Annotated in this window: 18 protein-coding genes and 1 pseudogene; 9 read left to right on the forward strand and 10 right to left on the reverse strand. The window is 70.6% G+C overall.

Annotated features, from left to right (window positions below):
• Nucleotides 1-30 precede the first annotated feature (30 nt).
• Genes AB3M82_RS11425 through AB3M82_RS11435 form a run of 3 tightly spaced genes read left to right on the forward strand, consistent with a single transcriptional unit; the run spans nucleotide 31 to nucleotide 1,390 of the window.
• The gene (locus AB3M82_RS11425) at nucleotides 31-381 is read left to right on the forward strand and encodes a DUF3099 domain-containing protein (RefSeq protein ID WP_412958069.1); all 351 of its coding nucleotides are present in this window, start codon (nucleotides 31-33) and stop codon (nucleotides 379-381) included.
• Nucleotides 378-572 carry a hypothetical protein gene (locus AB3M82_RS11430; protein WP_412958070.1) on the forward strand — a complete coding sequence of 65 codons (195 nt, stop codon included), beginning with the start codon at nucleotides 378-380 and terminating at the stop codon, nucleotides 570-572. Before AB3M82_RS11425 ends, AB3M82_RS11430 begins: the two co-directional genes overlap by 4 nt.
• The gene (locus AB3M82_RS11435; protein ID WP_412958071.1) at nucleotides 569-1,390 is read left to right on the forward strand and encodes an SURF1 family cytochrome oxidase biogenesis protein; all 822 of its coding nucleotides are present in this window, start codon (nucleotides 569-571) and stop codon (nucleotides 1,388-1,390) included. The genes AB3M82_RS11430 and AB3M82_RS11435 overlap by 4 nt, the downstream gene beginning before the upstream one ends.
• Nucleotides 1,391-1,393: 3 nt before the next feature.
• Here the strand turns inward: AB3M82_RS11435 and AB3M82_RS11440 are convergent, their stop codons facing one another.
• Entirely contained in the window at nucleotides 1,394-1,993 is a 600-nt protein-coding gene (locus AB3M82_RS11440; protein ID WP_412958072.1) for a pyridoxine/pyridoxamine 5'-phosphate oxidase, read from the reverse strand.
• Nucleotides 1,994-2,027: 34 nt separating this feature from the next.
• A complete protein-coding gene (locus AB3M82_RS11445; protein WP_412958073.1) occupies nucleotides 2,028-3,626 on the reverse strand; it encodes an ABC-F family ATP-binding cassette domain-containing protein in 1,599 nt (532 codons plus the stop codon).
• Nucleotides 3,627-3,792: 166 nt separating this feature from the next.
• Between AB3M82_RS11445 and AB3M82_RS11450 the strand changes: the two genes are divergently transcribed.
• From AB3M82_RS11450 to AB3M82_RS11465, 4 genes and pseudogenes are all read left to right on the forward strand, one after another.
• Nucleotides 3,793-4,407, forward strand: a complete 615-nt coding sequence (locus AB3M82_RS11450; protein ID WP_412958074.1) for a DedA family protein — start codon at nucleotides 3,793-3,795, stop codon at nucleotides 4,405-4,407.
• Between the two features lie 5 nt (nucleotides 4,408-4,412).
• Entirely contained in the window at nucleotides 4,413-5,669 is a 1,257-nt protein-coding gene (locus AB3M82_RS11455; RefSeq protein WP_412958075.1) for a histidine kinase, read from the forward strand.
• A complete protein-coding gene (locus AB3M82_RS11460) occupies nucleotides 5,666-6,337 on the forward strand; it encodes a response regulator (RefSeq protein WP_412958076.1) in 672 nt (223 codons plus the stop codon). Before AB3M82_RS11455 ends, AB3M82_RS11460 begins: the two co-directional genes overlap by 4 nt.
• Nucleotides 6,338-6,436: 99 nt before the next feature.
• Nucleotides 6,437-7,507: pseudogene (locus AB3M82_RS11465) on the forward strand (acyltransferase family protein); the annotation flags it as partial.
• A 192-nt stretch (nucleotides 7,508-7,699) separates the two neighbouring features.
• Here AB3M82_RS11465 and AB3M82_RS11470 read toward each other — a convergent pair.
• The 7 genes from AB3M82_RS11470 to sufB all read right to left on the reverse strand — a co-directional run bounded on the left by AB3M82_RS11470 (nucleotide 7,700) and on the right by sufB (nucleotide 14,378).
• Entirely contained in the window at nucleotides 7,700-9,070 is a 1,371-nt protein-coding gene (locus tag AB3M82_RS11470) for an MFS transporter (RefSeq protein WP_412958077.1), read from the reverse strand.
• A complete protein-coding gene (locus AB3M82_RS11475) occupies nucleotides 9,067-10,221 on the reverse strand; it encodes a MalY/PatB family protein (RefSeq protein WP_412958078.1) in 1,155 nt (384 codons plus the stop codon). Before AB3M82_RS11475 ends, AB3M82_RS11470 begins: the two co-directional genes overlap by 4 nt.
• Before the next feature lie 92 nt (nucleotides 10,222-10,313).
• Nucleotides 10,314-10,643, reverse strand: coding sequence for a metal-sulfur cluster assembly factor (locus AB3M82_RS11480; protein WP_412958079.1), 330 nt, complete (start codon nucleotides 10,641-10,643; stop codon nucleotides 10,314-10,316).
• A 9-nt stretch (nucleotides 10,644-10,652) separates the two neighbouring features.
• Nucleotides 10,653-11,423, reverse strand: a complete 771-nt coding sequence (gene sufC / locus AB3M82_RS11485) for a Fe-S cluster assembly ATPase SufC (RefSeq protein WP_412958080.1) — start codon at nucleotides 11,421-11,423, stop codon at nucleotides 10,653-10,655.
• 3 nt (nucleotides 11,424-11,426) lie between these two features.
• A complete protein-coding gene (locus AB3M82_RS11490; RefSeq protein WP_412958081.1) occupies nucleotides 11,427-11,753 on the reverse strand; it encodes a non-heme iron oxygenase ferredoxin subunit in 327 nt (108 codons plus the stop codon).
• Complete coding sequence (sufD, locus tag AB3M82_RS11495) at nucleotides 11,750-12,958, reverse strand: Fe-S cluster assembly protein SufD (RefSeq protein ID WP_412958082.1); 1,209 nt, start codon at nucleotides 12,956-12,958, stop codon at nucleotides 11,750-11,752. Before sufD ends, AB3M82_RS11490 begins: the two co-directional genes overlap by 4 nt.
• Before the next feature lies 1 nt (nucleotide 12,959).
• On the reverse strand, nucleotides 12,960-14,378 hold the full coding sequence (gene sufB, locus AB3M82_RS11500; RefSeq protein WP_412958083.1) for a Fe-S cluster assembly protein SufB: 1,419 nt from the start codon (nucleotides 14,376-14,378) through the stop codon (nucleotides 12,960-12,962).
• A 233-nt stretch (nucleotides 14,379-14,611) separates the two neighbouring features.
• On the opposite strand from sufB, the gene AB3M82_RS11505 reads away from it, so the two are divergent.
• Nucleotides 14,612-15,730: a COX15/CtaA family protein gene (locus tag AB3M82_RS11505; protein ID WP_412958084.1), complete on the forward strand. Its 1,119-nt coding sequence runs from the start codon at nucleotides 14,612-14,614 to the stop codon at nucleotides 15,728-15,730.
• 88 nt (nucleotides 15,731-15,818) lie between these two features.
• Entirely contained in the window at nucleotides 15,819-16,253 is a 435-nt protein-coding gene (locus AB3M82_RS11510; protein WP_412958085.1) for a hypothetical protein, read from the forward strand.
• Here AB3M82_RS11510 and AB3M82_RS11515 read toward each other — a convergent pair.
• A complete protein-coding gene (locus AB3M82_RS11515) occupies nucleotides 16,199-17,113 on the reverse strand; it encodes a heme o synthase (protein ID WP_412958590.1) in 915 nt (304 codons plus the stop codon). The genes AB3M82_RS11510 and AB3M82_RS11515 overlap by 55 nt on opposite strands.
• Nucleotides 17,114-17,219 lie beyond the last annotated feature (106 nt).

Here is a 17,219-nt window from a genome sequence, read left to right on the forward strand (position 1 = left end):
GCGCTCCCGGCGGCGTAGGCTGGAGGCATCGTGAACCGCAAGCGTCTCGTCCCCGCCGTCACCTCCCTGCCGCAGTCGCCGCGGGCAGAGGCAGACCACCGCGTGCGCCGTTACGCCATCACGATGACCATCCGCATCGTCTGCTTCGGGCTGATGGTGCTGGTGCAACCCTATGGCTGGTACACCTGGGTCTTCGCGATCGCGGCGGCCGTCCTTCCGTACATCGCCGTGGTGTTCGCCAACGCGGGCAGCGACAGCACCGAGACGGGGGCGGAGTCGCCCCTGCAGCAGCTCGAGGCCGCTCCCCCGGAGCCATTCCATCCGGACGACGACGGTCCGCAGATCTTCACCATCCGCGAGAGCCCGCGAGACCCGTCGTGACCGAACTGATCTGCTCGCGCGCCGGCTGCCGACGCGCGGCCACGCACCAGGTCGTCTGGCGGAATCCGCGCATCCACGCCGCCGATCGCGAGAAGGTATGGCTCGCATGCGACGACCACGTCGACTACCTGCGCGACTATCTCGCGGCCCGGGACTTCCCCGTCGCCGTCCGCAAGGGAACTCCCGCATGAGTCGACGTCTGACCCGGTGGGCGGTCTACGTGCTCGTGGCGATCGCCTTCGCCATCGGCTGTGCCTTCCTCTCGAACTGGCAGTTCGACCGCAACGAATCCCGGGCCGAGCAGATCGCGCTCGTCGAGAAGAACTATGACGCGACCCCAGTGCCGCTGGGCGAGCTCATCGGCGACGACGACGTCCTCGACCCGGGCGATCAATGGCACCCCGTCGTGCTGCGCGGCGAGTACCTCCGCGATCAGCAGCTGCTCGTGCGCAACCGCCCCCACGGAGGCACGGCGGCCTTCGAGGTGCTCGTGCCCTTCCGCGACGTCGACGGCCGGATCTTCATCGTGGACCGCGGCTGGGTGCCGCCCGGGGAGGGCGAAGCCCCGGAGTCGGTGCCGTCGGCGCCGTCCGGCACCGTCGAGGTCGTCGTGCGCCTCCGGCCGGGCGAGCCCGTTCCGGCGTCCGGCCGCGGAGCCCCCCAGGGGCAGGTGCCGACGATCAACCTTCCGACCATCGCGGGGCTGGTCGACGGCGACGTCATCACTGCCGCCTACGGGCAACTGGTCAGCGAAGACCCCGCGGGCGGCGCGCTGGGCGGCTTCGACTCCCCCACCGACGATCCGGGGCCGCACCTCTCGTACGCGATCCAGTGGATCCTCTTCGCCCTCATGGGTTTCATCTTCATCGGCTACATCATCCGCACCGAGATCGTGAAGCACCGGGAGGAGCGCGAGGGGAAGCCGGCGCCCGTCCGTCGCTCCCGACGGCGCGACAAGGATGCGGATGCCGAGGACGAGCTGCTCGACGCCGGCGTCGACGCCCGTTGACGGCTAGCGCGGAGCTCGCCCCGCGTCGATCACCGATCCGCCCTCGACCGTCCTCCGCCAGCCCCCTCCGTCGTTCTCGTACACGACGCGCGCGTGGCGACGGTCCTCGGCACCCTGCCAGAACTCGACCCGTGTGGGGCGGAGGCGCCACAGCACCCAGTCGTCGTCACTGATGTCGGCGCGGGCAGCGGCCGATCGGGCCGCGAGATCCGAGGCGCTCTCCTCCGGTGAGGCCTCGTCGACGGGGCCGCGCACACGGACCGCGCGCACGAGCGGCTGCCACCAGAACGCGAGCGCCGCAGCGGGGTGCCGGGCGAGTTGAACGCCGTTGCGCGACGACCGTGGTCCGGCGAAGGCCCAGCCGCGCGCGTCGAGTCCCTTGAGCACCAGCGTGCGGGCATCCGGGACTCCGTCGTCCGCCACCGTCGCGAGGGTCGCCGCGTGCGGTTCCGGCACTCCCGCCGCCGCCGCGTGCTCCATCCACGCCAGGAACAGCGCCACGGGCTCGTCCGGGAGGTGTGAGGAGGCGAGTTCCGGAGCCCGGCCCTGGAGTGTGGGTCGGGCTCGCAGCCACGCGGCCACGTCGTCGGGATCGGGGCGCATGTCTCGACTATGCCACTCGTCCGACGGAGCGCGATCAGGCGAGCTCGATGAGGTCCTGGTAGTCCTGGCTCCAGATGTCCTCCACGCCGTCCGGCAGGATCAGCACGCGCTCCGGGTTCAGGGACTGCACCGCGCCGGGGTCGTGCGACACGAGCACGACCGCGCCCTCGTAGTGCGCGAGCGCCCCGAGGATCTCCTCACGGGAGGCCGGGTCGAGGTTGTTGGTCGGCTCGTCGAGCAGCAGCAGGTTCGCCGAGGAGACGACGAGGGTCGCCAGCGACAGACGCGTCTTCTCCCCGCCCGACAGCACGCCCGCCGGCTTCAGCACGTCGTCGCCGGTGAAGAGGAAGGAGCCCAGCACCTTGCGCGCCTCGGTCTCGGTGATGTGCGGCGCCGCCGAGACCATGTTCTCCAGCACCGAGCGGCCGACGTCGAGGTTCTCGTGCTCCTGGGCGTAATAGCCGACCTTGAGTCCGTGACCGGGTTCGAGCTGGCCGGTGTCGGGCTGGTCCACGCCCGCGAGCATCCGCAGCAGCGTCGTCTTGCCCGCGCCGTTCAGGCCGAGCACGACCACCTTGGATCCGCGGTCGATGGCGAGATCGACGTCGGTGAAGATCTCCAGGGATCCGTAGGACTTCGACAGCCCGGATGCCATGAGAGGCGTCTTGCCGCAGGGCGCGGGCTTCGGGAACCGCAGCTTCGCGACGCGATCCTCCTGCCGAACGTCCTCGAGTCCTGCCAGCAGCTTCTCCGCCCGCGCGACCATCTGGTGGGCCGCGGCGGCCTTGGACGCCTTCGCCCCGAAGCGGGCCGCCTGCTGCTGCAGAGTCGTCGCCTTCTTCTCCGCGTTCACGCGCTCCTTCTTGCGGCGTTCCTCGTCGGCCGCGCGCTGGCGCAGGTAGTTCTTCCAGTTCATGTTGTACGTGTCGATGATCTGGCGGTTCGCATCGAGGTAGAACACGCGGTTGACGGTCTCGCCGACCAGCTCGACGTCGTGGCTGATGACGATCAGCCCGCCCTTGTAGTTCCTCAGGAACTCGCGCAGCCAGACGACGCTGTCGGCGTCGAGGTGGTTGGTCGGCTCGTCCAGGATCATCGTCTGCGCGTCCGAGAAGAGGATGCGGGCGAGCTCGATGCGTCGGCGCTGACCGCCCGAGAGGGTCGACAGCGGCTGATCGAGGATGCGGTCCGGAAGGGAGAGGTTGTGGGCGATCGATGCCGCCTCGGCCTCTGCGGCGTAGCCGCCCTGCGCCTCGAACTTCTCGGTGAGCTGCGCGTAGCGCTTCATGGCCTTCGCCGCGACCTGGGGGTCTTCCGAGCCCATCGCGAGCGAGGCCTCCGTCATGCCCAGGTTGAGCTGACCGAGCCCTCGCGCATCGAGGATGCGCGTGCGCGCGAGGTCCTCGGGGTTGCCCGATCGCGGATCCTGCGGCAGATAGCCGAGCTCTCCGGACCGCGTGACGGTGCCGCCCGACGGCAGGACGTCGCCCGCCAGGACCTTGGTCAGGGTGGTCTTGCCGGCGCCGTTGCGGCCGACGAGTCCGATCTTGTCGCCGTCGGCGACGCGGAAGGAGACGTTCTCCATCAGCAGGCGCGCGCCCACGCGGATCTCGAGGTCGTGCACGGCAAGCACAGCAGGATGTCCGTTCGTTCGGGGTGGAGGTCGGCCGAGGGGCCAGCCTCCCAGTATAAGCCGCCCCGGTTACGCGACCGTCCGACGGCAAGATCACTCCGGGGACCGAGCCGATCCATACCGGGGAGGGATGCCGGCGGCGCGGTGCGCTTCGTACCGTTCCAGGGTGGACGCCCTCACCGACTTCATCCTCCTCGCCGTGCACTCGCCATGGCTCCCGCTGGTGCTCTTCCTGGTCACGGTGGTCGACGGATTCTTCCCGCCCGTGCCGAGCGAGACGGTGCTCGTGGCCGCCGCGGCGGTGTCGACATCCGCGGGTGCAGACGTGCTGGTGCTGGGCGGGGTCGCCGCACTCGGAGCCGCGGTCGGCGACAACGTCGCCTTCGCGATCGGCCGCCGCGTGGGGACGACCTCCCCACGGTGGAGGAGCCGCCCTCGCCTCGCCGCCGCCTTCGAGCGCGCACGGGCGGCTCTGGACGAGCGCAGCGCGTCGCTCATCCTCGGCGCGCGGTACGTCCCGGTGGGTCGCGTCGCGGTGAACATGTCCGCAGGCATGCTGCAGTTCCCGTGGCGCAGGTTCCTCCCGCTCAGCCTCGTCGCGGGCGCGAGCTGGAGCGCCCTGAGCCTCGCGATCGGCGTTTTGGCCGGATCGTGGGTCGCCGACCAGCCGATGCTCGGCGCCGGGATCGGGGTGGCGCTCGCCCTGACGATCGGTGTGGTGATCGACCGCTTTGCGCGGATACGACGAGGCCGCGCCGAGGCGACTCGACTGGCAGGATGATGACCATGGCCCGTTCCCCTCTCCGCTCCCGCTTCACCGGGCGGCAGGTGGCTCTCGCGGCGCTCTGCCTCACCGCCGTCGTGCTCTACGCCGTCTTCGTGCCGGTGCACGTCGCCCTCTCCGGCACCCCGGTCGTCCTCGCGTTCCTCCTGGGCGCGGTCATCTGCGCTGCTCCCCTGCTCGCCCTGACGCGCCCGCGCACGGCGATCGCGCTGTTCTGCGGCGCCGCGATCGTCCTGCCGCTCGTGCCGGACGCCCGCCTCGCCGCGACGGCCCCCTGGCCCTGGTCGGTGCCCGCCCTTCTCGCCTTCGCCCTCTTCGTGGGCGTGGTCACCGCCGTGCACGGCGCCCGTCTCGGCGCCTTCCCGCTCGTCATCGGTGCGGTCGGTCCGCTCGCCGCTCCCCTCGTGCGCGCCGACATCGCGGGATCGCCCGGTGTCCCCGCGACCGCCACGGCCGACCTCATCGTCACGGCATCCGTCGCCGTCGCCGCCTTCCTGCTGGCGATCCTGATCGCCAGCCGCGTGCGCGTCGGCGTGGAGCTCACGCAGGAGCGGGAGCACGCGGCACTCGAGGAAGGCCGTCGGGCCCTGCTCGAGGAGCGCACCCGGATCGCGCGCGAGCTGCACGACGTCATCGCGCACAGCATGTCGGTGATCCAGGTGCAGGCGTCCACCGCGCGCTACCGCTTCCAGGGGATGGACGACGCCGCCGCCCGCGAGTTCGAGGAGATCGCCGCGACCGCGCGCACGTCCCTCATCGAGATGCGCCGACTCCTGGGGGTCCTGCGCACGGAGGACCAGCCGACCGAGCTCGAGCCGCAGAAGGGGGTCGACGACATCCCCGAGCTCGTCGACACACTGCGCCGTGCGGGCGTGGAGGCGGGTCTCGCCCTCGTGGGGGCGGACGCCTCCCACGCGGCGCCGCCCGCCGTGCAGATCGCCGCCTACCGGATCGTGCAGGAGGCGCTGAGCAATGCCGTGCGGCACGCCCCGGACAACCCGATCGCGGTGCACGTCGAGGCCGATGGCCGCGGCATCCGCCTGCGCGTCCGCAATCCCGCCCCCGGGGCGGCAGACGCGGCGACCACCGGCCACGGCCTGCGCGGGATGCAGGAGCGGGCGCACCTGCTCGGCGGCACGCTGACCGCAGGACCGGACGAGCACGGCACCTGGGAGGTGGAGGCGAACCTTCCCGTGACTCCGTCCCGCTCGCAGCCGCCGACGCCTCGCGCCTCTCCCTCGCCGGAGGACGCGTCGTGACGATCCGCGTGCTCATCGCGGACGATCAGGCGATGGTCCGCGCCGGTTTCGCCGCGCTCCTCGACGCGCACGACGGCATCCACGTCGTGGGTCAGGCGGCCACCGGTGCGGAAGCGGTCGCGCTGGCCGTGCGCCTCGACCCCGACGTCATCCTCATGGACGTGCGGATGCCGGAGCTCGACGGGATCGAGGCCACTCGACGCCTCCTCGGACCGACCTTCCCCGCCGCCCGCGTCCCCCGCATCGTGATGCTCACCACGTTCGACATCGACGACTACGTGTACGACGCCCTGGAAGCCGGCGCCAGCGGGTTCCTCCTGAAGGACGCCCTGCCCGAGGAGCTGGTGCACGCCGTCCGCGTCGTCGCGGGCGGCGACGCGCTGCTCGCGCCGAGCATCACGCGCCGGGTGATCGAGCAGTTCGCGAGCCGCAGGCCCCGGTCCGTGCGCTCCGCGACGGTCCTCGCCGAGCTCACCGAACGCGAGCGCGAGGTGCTCGTGCTCATCGGGCGGGGTCGGTCGAACGGCGAGATCGCCGCCGACCTCTTCATCGCGGAACAGACCGTGAAGACCCATGTCGGGAAGATCCTCGCGAAGCTCGGCGTCCGCGACCGGGTGCACGCCGTCATCGTCGCGTACGACACGGGGCTCGTCGAGCCGGCCTCCTGACCCTCCCTCCGCGGTAGGGGGTCACGACCCCACCCGAGGGTGATGCCCCGGCCGGCACCGAGTCCATAGCCTCCAGGGACACCGTTCCGAGGAGGACCCATGGCCATCATCGCCGCGACACCCGTCGTCGTCGAGCCGCGTCGATCGAGCACCCGCGACCCCGGCATCGACCTGGTCCGCGCCCTCTGCGTGACCGGGGTCGTGCTCCTCCACGGCATCATGGTCGGGGTCAGCGTGGTCGACGAGCAGGCCGTGTTCGACAACGCCAGCGTCGGCACGTGGTGGATCGTCCCCGTGAGCTGGGTCCTGCAGGTCATGCCGCTGTTCTTCGTGATCGGCGGGTTCTCGGGCTTCCTCGCCTACCGCAGGGCCCGCGAGCGCGGGGCGACGGCCGCGGCGTTCGTCGCCGCTCGTCTGCATCGGCTCGTGCGTCCGGCGGTCCTGACCATCGCCGTGGTCGGCGCGGTCCTGCTCGCGCTCACCGTCGCCGGCATCCCGCCGGAGCTCGTCGCCGTCGCGGGCTTCCGCTTCGGACAGCCCCTGTGGTTCCTCGCCGTCTTCCTCCTCTGCCAAGCCCTCCTCCCAGCCCTCGTGGCGCTGCACGATCGCGCGCCGGCTCTCGCGGTGACGGCTCTCGTCGTCGCCGCGGCATCCGTCGACGTCCTGCGTGCCACGACAGGTATCGCGTTCCTCGGCTTCCTCAATCTGGCCTTCGTCTGGCTCGCTCTGCAGCAGATCGGCTTCTTCCTGGCGGACGGCCGCATCGACCGTCTGGCGCGCCGCACGCGGACCCTCGCCGGCTCGGCGTCGGTCGCGCTCCTGCTGGCCGCCTTCTCCGCCGGGGTCTACTCCCCCGACCTCATCGAGAACATCAACCCGCCGACCACCGCACTGCTGCTGGTCGGCGTGGCGCACACGAGCCTGATCTCCCTGCACCGAGACCGCCTGCGGCACCTGAGCCGCGGGCCGATCGCCGGGGCGATGACGCGATTCGTCACCCGTCGCGCGATGACGATCTACCTGTGGCACATGCCGGTGCTCCTCGCCATGGCGGGCACGACCGCCGCCGTCGCGCTGGCCGCCGGCACGTCACCCGCGCCGGTCGGCAGCGCCGCCTGGTGGGTCGAGCGGCCCCTCTGGCTCGGCATCGCCCTGTCGTTCACCGCCGTGGTGGCGGTCCTCGCCGGAGGGATGGAGGAGCGCTCCGCGCCGCCGCTCGCCTCGTCGGCGGGACGGGTCTCCCTCGCCGTGACCCTGTCGCTCGTCGCGGTCGTGCTGCTCCTGGCGGCGGGGACCACAGCCCTCACGGCCACCGTCGCCGTCGCGCTGCTCCTCGCCGCGATGCGCTGCGCGAGTCGGGGCTCAGTGCGAGTCGCTCTCGGCGGCATGCCCGAGCCTGAACCCGGGAACCGCCGCCACCGCCACCAGCGCGAGGCACAGCGCGAACACCACCCAGAAAGCGCTCGCCCCGCCGCCGAGCGACGCGACCGCGAGTCCGGCCACCGCGATCGTCACGGCCGATCCGGTGGAGTCCGAGATCGAGAGCGCCGAGGAGTTGAAGCCCTGATCACGCTCACCGGAGTAGGCGAGCGTGAGGACCGTCAGCCGCGGATACAGCAGTCCCATGCCGCCCCCGGCGAAGCCCCAGCCGACGATCACGATGACGGGTGAGACGTCGAGAGTCGCCGCCAGCAGCACGCAGAGCAGCGCGACCACGAGCAACGAGAGGCTGATCGTGGTGATGCGGAGGTTGCCCAGCCGCTCCCCGAACCTCCCCTGCAGCTCCGAGGCGCTCGCCCACGCCAGCGCGGCGAACATCAGGGCGACCCCGGCCCAGGTGGCGCTGAACGCGAAGCGCTCCATCAGCAGGTACGGGATGTATGCCTCGGCGGCGAAGAACGAGCCGGCCGCGATCCCTCGCATCAGCACCACGCTCGGCAGGCCCCGACCCGCCCGCAGGGTGCGACGCGGCAGCAGTGGCAGCAGCGCGAAGGCGATCGCCCCCAACGCCACCAGGGCGATCGGCCAGCCCGGCAGGGGTGGGAGATCGGCGCTGAACCCGATGAGGACCGCGAGCAGCGCGACGACCACCGCGAGCACCAGGCGGATGCCGACGACTCGCCGGTCCTGGGGCTCGCCGTGACCGAGGTCCACGCCGCGCAGCCGCACGGCGATGACCGCGAAGGCGATCGCGGTGAGGACGGCGACCCCGAGGAACGCCCACCGCCAGTCGATGTGCTCGGCCACCGCCCCGGCGAGGAACGGCCCGACCATGGAGGGCACGACCCAGGCCGCGGCGAACGCGGCGAAGATCCGCCCGTGCAGGTGCGGCGGGTAGAGGCGCGCGACGACGACGTACAGCGCGACCGTCTGACCGCCGGCACCGAGCCCCTGCACCAGCCGTCCGAGGAGGAATTGATGCATGGTGACGGCGAATCCGGAGATGACCAGGCCGGCGAGGAACAGCGACACGGCGACGTACAGGGCGCCGCGCGGACCGCGGGAGTCCGACCAAGCGCCCGCGGCGACCATGCCGATCACGCCGGTCGCCAACGTGCCGGAGAAGGCGACGGCGTAGAGGGTACCGCCGTCGAGGGCATCGCTGACGATGGGCATCACGGTCGTGACGGCCAGCGCCTCGATCGCGGCGAGGAAGATGAGCGCGACGGCTCCGCTCGTGACCCAGATGCGCCGGCGGTCCCAGATCGAGGTGACCTCGGACGTGTCCGTCATCGCGCGACCAGGGCGCCGATGCGCTCCACGGCTTCGGTGATGATCTCGGGACTGGTGCCGAAGTTCAGCCGCACGAAGCCCTTCCCCTCAGCTCCGAAGGGCGTCCCGCCCTGGAGCGCGACCCTGGCGTCGCGGAGGATCCGGCGCGACGGGTTCTCGCCCCACTCCAGCGGCCGCAGGTCGATCCACCCGAGGTAGCCGGCATCCGGGACCCGGTAGCGGGCGCCGGGCACGAGACGGGCGAGCAGGTCCTCCAGCAGCACGCGATTGGCGTCGAGCGTGCGGAGCAGGCCGTCGAGCCAGGGGTCGCTCTCCTCCGAGAACGCGGCGACCGCGGCGAGGAGGCCGAACTGTCCCGTCCGCCACTCGACCTCGACCGGCAGGCTGCGCACGACCGCACTGGTCTCGTCATGGGCGGTGATCATGAGGGCGCACTTGAGACCGGCGAGGTTGAACGCCTTGCTCGCGCTGACTACGGCGTAGCCGACCCGCCGTGCGGCGTCGTTCGCGGCGAGGAACGGGGTGAACCCGGTTCCGGGCTGCGCGAGCGGCGCATGGATCTCGTCCGAGACCACCGCCGCGCCGAACTCCTCCGCCAGCTCCGCCAGCGCCTCGAGCGAGGCCCTCTCGTGGACGGTGCCGGTCGGGTTGTGCGGATTGCAGAGCAGGATCGCGCGGGCGCCGTCCTGGAGGGCGGAGCGGAGGCCGTCGAGATCCATCTCCCACCGCGTGCCCGTGTCACGGAGCGGTACACGCTCCACCTCCGCGCCCGCTTCCGCGACCAGCTCGTAGAACGGCGGGTACACCGGCGGCATGACGACCACGCGCTCACCCGGCTGCGTCACGCACCGCAGCAGCTCCACGATCCCCATGCTCACGTCGGCCGTGCTGCGCATGCGCGCGGGATCGGGGTCCCAGCCGAACCGGCGTCGCGCGAACGCCGCGAACAAATCCGCCAGCGGTCCGCGCGACGCGATGTATCCGGTGTCCCCCCGATCGACCGCGTCGTGCAGCGCCGCCGCGACCGTCGGGGCGAGGGGGAAGTCGGTCTCGGCGACGAACAGCGGCAGGACGTCCTCGGGGTACTCGCGCCACTTCTCGCTCGTGCGTCGACGCAGCTCCTCCAGGGGAAGGGCCTTCACTTCGAGCATCCGCGCTCCTCGCCTTCTCGCTGCGCAGCGCCGGAGCTGCGCACGCGCTCACACGCCCGCGTCGGCGCGTCGGGCGCGCCTCGCGCTTCTGCTCAGATCGCGAAGCCGAGCGCGCGCATCATGTCGCGCCCGTCGTCGGTGATCCGCTCGGGGCCCCACGGCGGCATCCACACCCAGTTGATGCGGAATCGCTCCACCACGTTGTCCAGCGCCTGCGCCGTCTGCTCCTCGAGCACATCGGTCAGCGGGCAGCCCGCGCTCGTGAGCGTCATGTGGATGACGAGAGCATCGTTCTCGTCATCCCACGCCAGGTCGTAGATGAGCCCCAGGTCGACGACATTGATCCCGAGCTCGGGATCCATCACGTCCTTGAGAGCCTCGGTGACCTCGTCGTACTTCTCGTCGGTCAGCGTCGCGGTCATGCGGTCAGCCTACGCCTCGAGAGGGGCGGCGGGGTCGAGGAACCGATCGTAGCCCTCTTCCTCGAGCCGGTCGGCGAGCTCGGGGCCGCCTTCCTCGACGATCTTGCCGGCGACGACCACGTGCACGAAGTCGGGGCGGATGTACCGGAGGATGCGGGTGTAGTGCGTGATGAGGAGCACGCCGAGCCCGGTGGCCTCCTTCGCGCGGTTCACGCCCTCCGACACGATCTTGAGCGCGTCGACGTCGAGACCCGAGTCGGTCTCGTCGAGCACCGCGAACTTCGGCTTCAGCACCTCGAGCTGCAGGATCTCGTGGCGCTTCTTCTCGCCACCCGAGAAGCCCTCGTTGACGTTGCGCTGCGCGAACTTCGGGTCCATGCGGAGGTTGCCCATGGCGGCCTTGACGTCCTTGGTCCAGGCGCGGATGGAGGGCGCCTCGCCGTCGAGGGCGGTCTTGGCGGTGCGGAGGAAGTTCGTCACCGTCACGCCGGGGATCTCCACCGGGTACTGCATCGCGAGGAACAGGCCCGCGCGCGCACGCTCGTCGACGCTCATCGCGAGCACGTCCTCGCCGTCGAACGTGATGGAGCCGCTGGTGACGGTGTACTTCGGGTGTCCGGCGATCGTGTACGCCAGCGTCGACTTGCCCGAGCCGTTGGGGCCCATGATGGCGTGGGTCTCACCGGTGTTCATGGTGAGGGTGATTCCGTTGAGGATCGGGGTGGTCCCCTCCTCGGTCTCGACCGTCACGTGCAGGTCGCGGATCTCGAGAACAGACATTCTTCAGACTTCCTTAATCACAGTCGGGTCGATGAGCACGTCGTCGCCGTCGATCTCGACGACGTAGACCGGGACGGGCTCGAAAGCGGGGAGGTTCTGGGGTCGGCCGGTGAGCAGGGAGAACGCGGAGCCGTGCGCCCAGCATTCCACCGTGTCACCCTCGACGAACCCTTCGGAGAGCGAGATGTCACCGTGCGTGCAGGTGTCGCCGATCGCGTGCACCACGCCCTCGCCGTCCTTGATCACGGTGATCGGCACGCCGTTCGGCTCCACCCGCAGCGGAGTGTCCTGCTCGAGGTCGCTCAGGCCGCACACGCGCTGGGCGCTCATGCGCCCGCTCCCGCAGCGAGCTCCGCCTCGATGGAGGCGAGGAGCTCGGTCTCGAGGGCCGGGATGCCGAGGCGCTGCACGATGTCGCTGAGGAATCCGAGCACGACGAGACGGCGGGCCTCCTCCTCGGTGATCCCGCGGGCCTGGAGGTAGAAGAGCTGCTCGTCGTCGAACCGGCCGGTGGCGCTGGCGTGGCCGGCGCCGAGGATGTCGCCGGTCTCGATCTCCAGGTTCGGGATCGAGTCCGCGCGGGCGCCCTCGGTGAGCACCAGGTTGCGGTTCGCCTCGTACGAGTCGGTGCCGGTGGCGTCCGGGCCGATGAGCACGTCGCCGATCCAGACGCTGTGCGCGCCCTCGCCCTGCAGCGCACCCTTGTAGAGCACGTCGCCCTTGGTGTGCGCGCCCTTGTGGTGCAGGTAGACCTGGCTCTCGAGATGCTGGCCGGAGTCGGCGTACGAGAGGCCGTACAGGTATCCCTCCGAACCGGCGCCCGCGAGCTCCACGTTCGGGTTGACCCTCACGACGCCGCCGCCGAAGCTGATCACGAAGTGCTTGAGGGTGGCGTCCGCGTCGACCCGCGCCTGGTGGGCGGCGGCGTGGACGGCGTCGTCATCCCACTGCTGCAGGCTGACCACCGTGAGCCGCGAGCCGGCGCGGGCGATGATCTCGACGTTCTGCGCGTACTGCGCTGCGCCCCGGTGCTGCAGGACCACGGTCGCCGCACTGTGCTCGAGGGCCTCGATCACGATGTGGGCGTCGGCGCGGTGCTCCGCGCCGCGGCCCTCGACCGTGACGAGGATCGGCTCGGCGACCTCTTCCTCGCGCGGGATGCGGATGTGCATCGCCTCGGCGGCGCCCTGCCACGCGACGGCCGCCGTGACGTCCTCCGCCCGGAAGAACTCGCCGCGGGGTGCGGTCCCGATGCCGAGCGGCGCCGCGACGTACTGCTCACCGGCGCCGAGCACGTAGCCGACGCCGTCGTTCGTCGTCGCCGGCGCGAAGAGGTCGGAGAGACGCGCCACCGGCGTGTGCTTCCAGTTGACCTCGCGGCCGGTCGGCGCGCCGAAGTCGCTCGGGTCGAACGAATGCGGGCGCTCGGAGCGCGTCTGCACGGGCACGAAACCGGCGTCCGCCACCTGCGCGGCGGGGTCGACGTGCGCGTTCGAAGAGTGCGGCGCCGTGGGCGCCGTCGTCTGGGACGTCATCTCAGCCGACCGATCCTTCCATGCCCATCTCGATGAGCTTGTTCAACTCCATCGCGTATTCCATCGGCAGCTCGCGGGCGATCGGCTCGATGAAGCCGCGGACGATCATCGCCATGGCCTCGTCCTCCGGCATGCCGCGGGACTGCAGGTAGAACAGCTGCTCCTCGCTGACCTTGGAGACCGTGGCCTCGTGACCGAGCTGCACGTCGTCGACGCGGATGTCGATGGCCGGATACGTGTCGGAACGCGACTTCGTGTCGACCAGCAGCGCGTCGCAGCGCACCGTGTTGGCCGAGTGGTGCGCGGCGGCATCCACCCGCACCTCGCCGCGGTAGCCCGCGCGACCGCCGCCACGGGCGATCGACTTCGAGACGATCGACGACTGGGTGTACGGCGCCATGTGGATCATCTTCGCGCCGGCGTCCTGGTGCTGGCCGGGGCCGGCGAAGGCGACCGAGAGCGTCTCGCCCTTGGCGTGCTCACCCATGAGGTAGATCGAGGGGTACTTCATCGTCACCTTGGAGCCGATGTTGCCGTCGACCCACTCCATGGTCGCGCCCTCGTGAGCGACCGCACGCTTGGTGACCAGGTTGTAGACGTTGTTCGACCAGTTCTGGATCGTCGTGTAGCGCACGCGGGCGTTCTTCTTCACGATGATCTCGACGACCGCCGAGTGCAGGGAGTCCGACTTGTAGATGGGAGCCGTGCAGCCCTCGATGTAGTGGACGTAGCTGTCCTCGTCGGCGATGATCAGCGTGCGCTCGAACTGGCCCATGTTCTCGGTGTTGATCCGGAAGTAGGCCTGGAGCGGGATCTCGACGTGCACGCCCTTGGGGACGTAGACGAACGAGCCGCCCGACCAGACGGCCGTGTTCAGCGCGGCGAACTTGTTGTCGCCCGCCGGGATGACGGTGCCGAAGTACTCCTCGAAGAACTCCGGGTGCTCGCGCAGCGCCGTGTCGGTGTCCATGAAGATGACGCCCTGCTGCTCCAGGTCCTCGCGGATCTGGTGGTAGACGACCTCGGACTCGTACTGGGCGGCGACACCGGCCACGAGGCGCTGACGCTCCGCCTCGGGGATGCCGAGGCGCTCGTACGTCTCGCGGATCTCCTCGGGGAGGTCCTCCCAGGACTGGGCCTGCTTCTCGGTGGACCGCACGAAGTACTTGATGTTGTCGAAGTCGATGTCGCTGAGGTCGGCGCCCCACGTCGGCATCGGCTTGCGGCCGAAGAGCTGGTATCCCTTGAGACGGGTCTTCAGCATCCATTCGGGCTCGTTCTTGAGGGCCGAGATGCCGCGGACGACCTCTTCGGAGATCCCGCGCTTCGCGACGGCACCTGCGGCGTCGGCGTCATGCCAGCCGAACTCGTACACCCCCAGGCCATCGAGCTCCGGGCGGTCGATCAGCACATCCGACATCACACACTCTCCTTATCGGGCCTCAACGGTGTCATCCGCCCCGACACACCTGATCCCCGTCGAGTATGCGGGGAGCGGGTGCCGCTGGTGGGCCCTCATCACCGGCGCATCCGTCGCGCCTAAACTGTTAGCGATGCTCCAGCGCGGTAAGGCGCTCATCGCAACAATCCGATTCTACAGGCTCCGCTTCGCGGACGGGCCGCCCGTCCCGTCCGATGCGGGCCGGAGGACCCATGCCCGAGACCACGACGCCCGCCTCGCCCTGCACCCCCGAGCGAGAGGCGCACTCCCCCGCCCGCTCGACCCTGTGGGGCCGCGCCCTCGGCGTCCTGGCCTGGCTCTCCTTCCTGGCCGAGACCATCATCATCGGCACCGGCGGCGCCGTGCGCCTCACCGGATCGGGACTCGGATGCTCGGAGTGGCCGCTGTGCACGCCGGAGTCGCTGGTCCCGATCCTCGAGGTCGACGGCATCCACGGGTTCATCGAGTTCGGCAACCGCCTCATGACGGGCGTCGTGGGCGCGATCGCCCTCGCCGTGGTGCTCCTGGTGCTGCACCACCTGGGCGGCCGCAGGGCCCTCACCTCCGCGCTGTGGTTCGCCCTCGGCGGGATCCTCGCCGCCGCGGCCGCCTTCGCGATCGCCTCCCCGTTCCAGATCCCCGCCTTCCCCGTGGCGTCGGCCGTGCTGCTGATCGCGGTCATCGCCGCCGCCGTCCGCGCGATCCGGACGGTGCCCGCGCGCCGCGACCTCATGACGCTCGCCTGGATCACCCTGATTGGCGTCGTCGCGCAGGCACTGGTCGGCGGCATCACCGTGCTGACGGGTCTCAACCCCTTCATCGTGGGCTTCCACTACGCGTCGTCGCTGCTGCTCGTCTGCGTGACGGCCGCCTTCCTCGTGCGGCTGCGCGCGGTCCCCGGCCCGCGCGCACGGGCCGTCCCGTCGTGGTTCGCGATCCTGAGCCACGTGACCGGCCTCGCGCTCGCGGTCACCATCTTCTTCGGCATCCTGACCACGGGGTCCGGACCCCACTCGGGCGACGCCGAGGTGTTCCGCCACGGCTTCGACGCGACGGTCCTCGCGCACGTGCACTCCTGGCCCGGCTACGTCCTCGCGGTCCTGGTGCTCGCGCTGACGGTCGCGGCCTGGGTGCTGCGACTGGAGCCCCGGAAGTGGCTCCTCGTGCTGGTGATCGCGATCACCGTGCAGGTCGGTGTTGGCGTCTGGCAGGCGCGCGAAGGACTCCCACCGCTGCTCGTCGGCATCCACATGGTGCTCGCCGCCCTGTCGGCCGCGACCTACACGGTCGTGGTGCTGCACCTCAAGAAGCCGGTCGCCCGCGAGGACTGATCGGACGGCGCTCCGGCGCCTCGCACGGACAGCCGATCCATAGCTCCCGCATACCGCGGTCATCGGAGGATCGATGATCGTGGGTGCCATGAACACGTCACTGACACGCAGCACCGGCTTCTGGGTGCTCCTCGCCCTCTCGCTCGCCTCGACCGCCGTGGGCGGGTGGCTCGTCGCGGGGCAGCTCACCACGATGACCGCGGCGCTCACGAACAACACCGCGACGGGCGTGGACGTCTACGTCGGACAGTCCCTCGTCGTCGTCGGGGCGGCGCTGCTCGGCGCCGGAGTGCTCGGCGTCCTGCTCTCCGCGACCCTGTCCACGGTGCGGTCGATCCTCCCGGCCGCCTCCTCGCCGGTATCCGCCCCCGTCGACGCCCCGGAGCCCGCGGAGCCGGCCGACCAGGACGACGTCGACGCGACCGCGGACGCTGCGGAGACGCCGGACGTCCCGCGAACGGAGGACGATCAGAAGGGCAGCAGCGGGTCGACCGCGACCGCGACGAAGATCAGCGTCAAGTAGGTGATCGAGGCGTGGAAGACCCGCATCGGCCGCGCCTCGGTCCCTCGTACCGCACGGTTGTACAGGCGGTGCGACTCGTAGATGAACCAGCCGCCGAAGACCAGCGCCGAGACCGTGTACACGAGGCCCATGCCCGCGATCGGGACGAGCAGCAGCGAGCACGCGACGGTGGCCCAGGCGTACAGGATCACCTGCAGGCCCACCTGGGAGGCGTTGCGCGTGACGCCCAGCATGGGCACGTCCACGTCGTCGTAGTCGTCGCGGTACTTCATGGACAGCGGCCAGTAGTGCGGCGGGGTCCACAGGAACACCAGCAGGAAGAGGATGAACGCGGGCCAGTCGAGCGAGCCGGTGACGGCGGACCAGCCGATCAGCACCGGGAAGCACCCGGCGATCCCGCCCCAGACGATGTTCTGCTCGGTGCGGCGCTTCAGCAGCATCGTGTAGATCACGACGTAGAAGAAGATCGCGGCCGCCGAGAGGGTCGCCGCGAGCCAGTTCGTGGTGAACCAGAGCCAGACGGTCGAGAGGATCGCCAGCGCCCACGAGAAGATCAGCGCTCCCCGCGGCGTGACCTCGCCGGTGACCAGCGGTCGGTTCTCGGTGCGGTGCATGTGGGCGTCGATGTCGCGATCGAGGTACATGTTGAACGCGGCCGCGGATCCGGCGCTCATGGAGCCGCCGATCACGGTCGCGAGCACCAGCCAGAGGTCGGGCATGCCGCCCTCGGCGAGGAACATCACGGGGACGGTCGAGACGAGCAGGAGTTCGAGGACGCGCGGCTTGGTGAGAGCGACGTACGCCTTCACCGTGCGGCCGGCCGTCCGCTTCCCCACGGTCTGATCAGACATCGTCGAGATCTCGATCCCCTCCTTCACACGCGTCATGACAGCCCTCCCAGTCTAGGGCACGCCGGGCTGCGACTCCCGGCGTAAGACGGCGGCCCGCGACGGAACGACCGGGCTA

It is taken from the genome of Microbacterium californiense, from assembly GCF_047246625.1.
Lineage (GTDB): Bacteria > Actinomycetota > Actinomycetes > Actinomycetales > Microbacteriaceae > Microbacterium.

What these genes read in the sequence shown, in the direction of transcription:
- AB3M82_RS11435 (WP_412958071.1), top strand. Translation starts at nt 569, where the DNA reads ATGAGTCGACGTCTGACCCGGTGGGCGGTCTACGTGCTCGTGGCGATC.
- AB3M82_RS11440 (WP_412958072.1), bottom strand. Translation starts at nt 1,993, where the DNA reads ATGCGCCCCGATCCCGACGACGTGGCCGCGTGGCTGCGAGCCCGACCC.
- AB3M82_RS11455 (WP_412958075.1), top strand. Translation starts at nt 4,413, where the DNA reads ATGGCCCGTTCCCCTCTCCGCTCCCGCTTCACCGGGCGGCAGGTGGCT.
- AB3M82_RS11470 (WP_412958077.1), bottom strand. Translation starts at nt 9,070, where the DNA reads ATGACGGACACGTCCGAGGTCACCTCGATCTGGGACCGCCGGCGCATC.
- AB3M82_RS11475 (WP_412958078.1), bottom strand. Translation starts at nt 10,221, where the DNA reads ATGCTCGAAGTGAAGGCCCTTCCCCTGGAGGAGCTGCGTCGACGCACG.
- AB3M82_RS11480 (WP_412958079.1), bottom strand. Translation starts at nt 10,643, where the DNA reads ATGACCGCGACGCTGACCGACGAGAAGTACGACGAGGTCACCGAGGCT.
- sufC (WP_412958080.1), bottom strand. Translation starts at nt 11,423, where the DNA reads ATGTCTGTTCTCGAGATCCGCGACCTGCACGTGACGGTCGAGACCGAG.
- AB3M82_RS11490 (WP_412958081.1), bottom strand. Translation starts at nt 11,753, where the DNA reads ATGAGCGCCCAGCGCGTGTGCGGCCTGAGCGACCTCGAGCAGGACACT.
- sufD (WP_412958082.1), bottom strand. Translation starts at nt 12,958, where the DNA reads ATGACGTCCCAGACGACGGCGCCCACGGCGCCGCACTCTTCGAACGCG.
- sufB (WP_412958083.1), bottom strand. Translation starts at nt 14,378, where the DNA reads ATGTCGGATGTGCTGATCGACCGCCCGGAGCTCGATGGCCTGGGGGTG.
- AB3M82_RS11505 (WP_412958084.1), top strand. Translation starts at nt 14,612, where the DNA reads ATGCCCGAGACCACGACGCCCGCCTCGCCCTGCACCCCCGAGCGAGAG.
- AB3M82_RS11510 (WP_412958085.1), top strand. Translation starts at nt 15,819, where the DNA reads ATGAACACGTCACTGACACGCAGCACCGGCTTCTGGGTGCTCCTCGCC.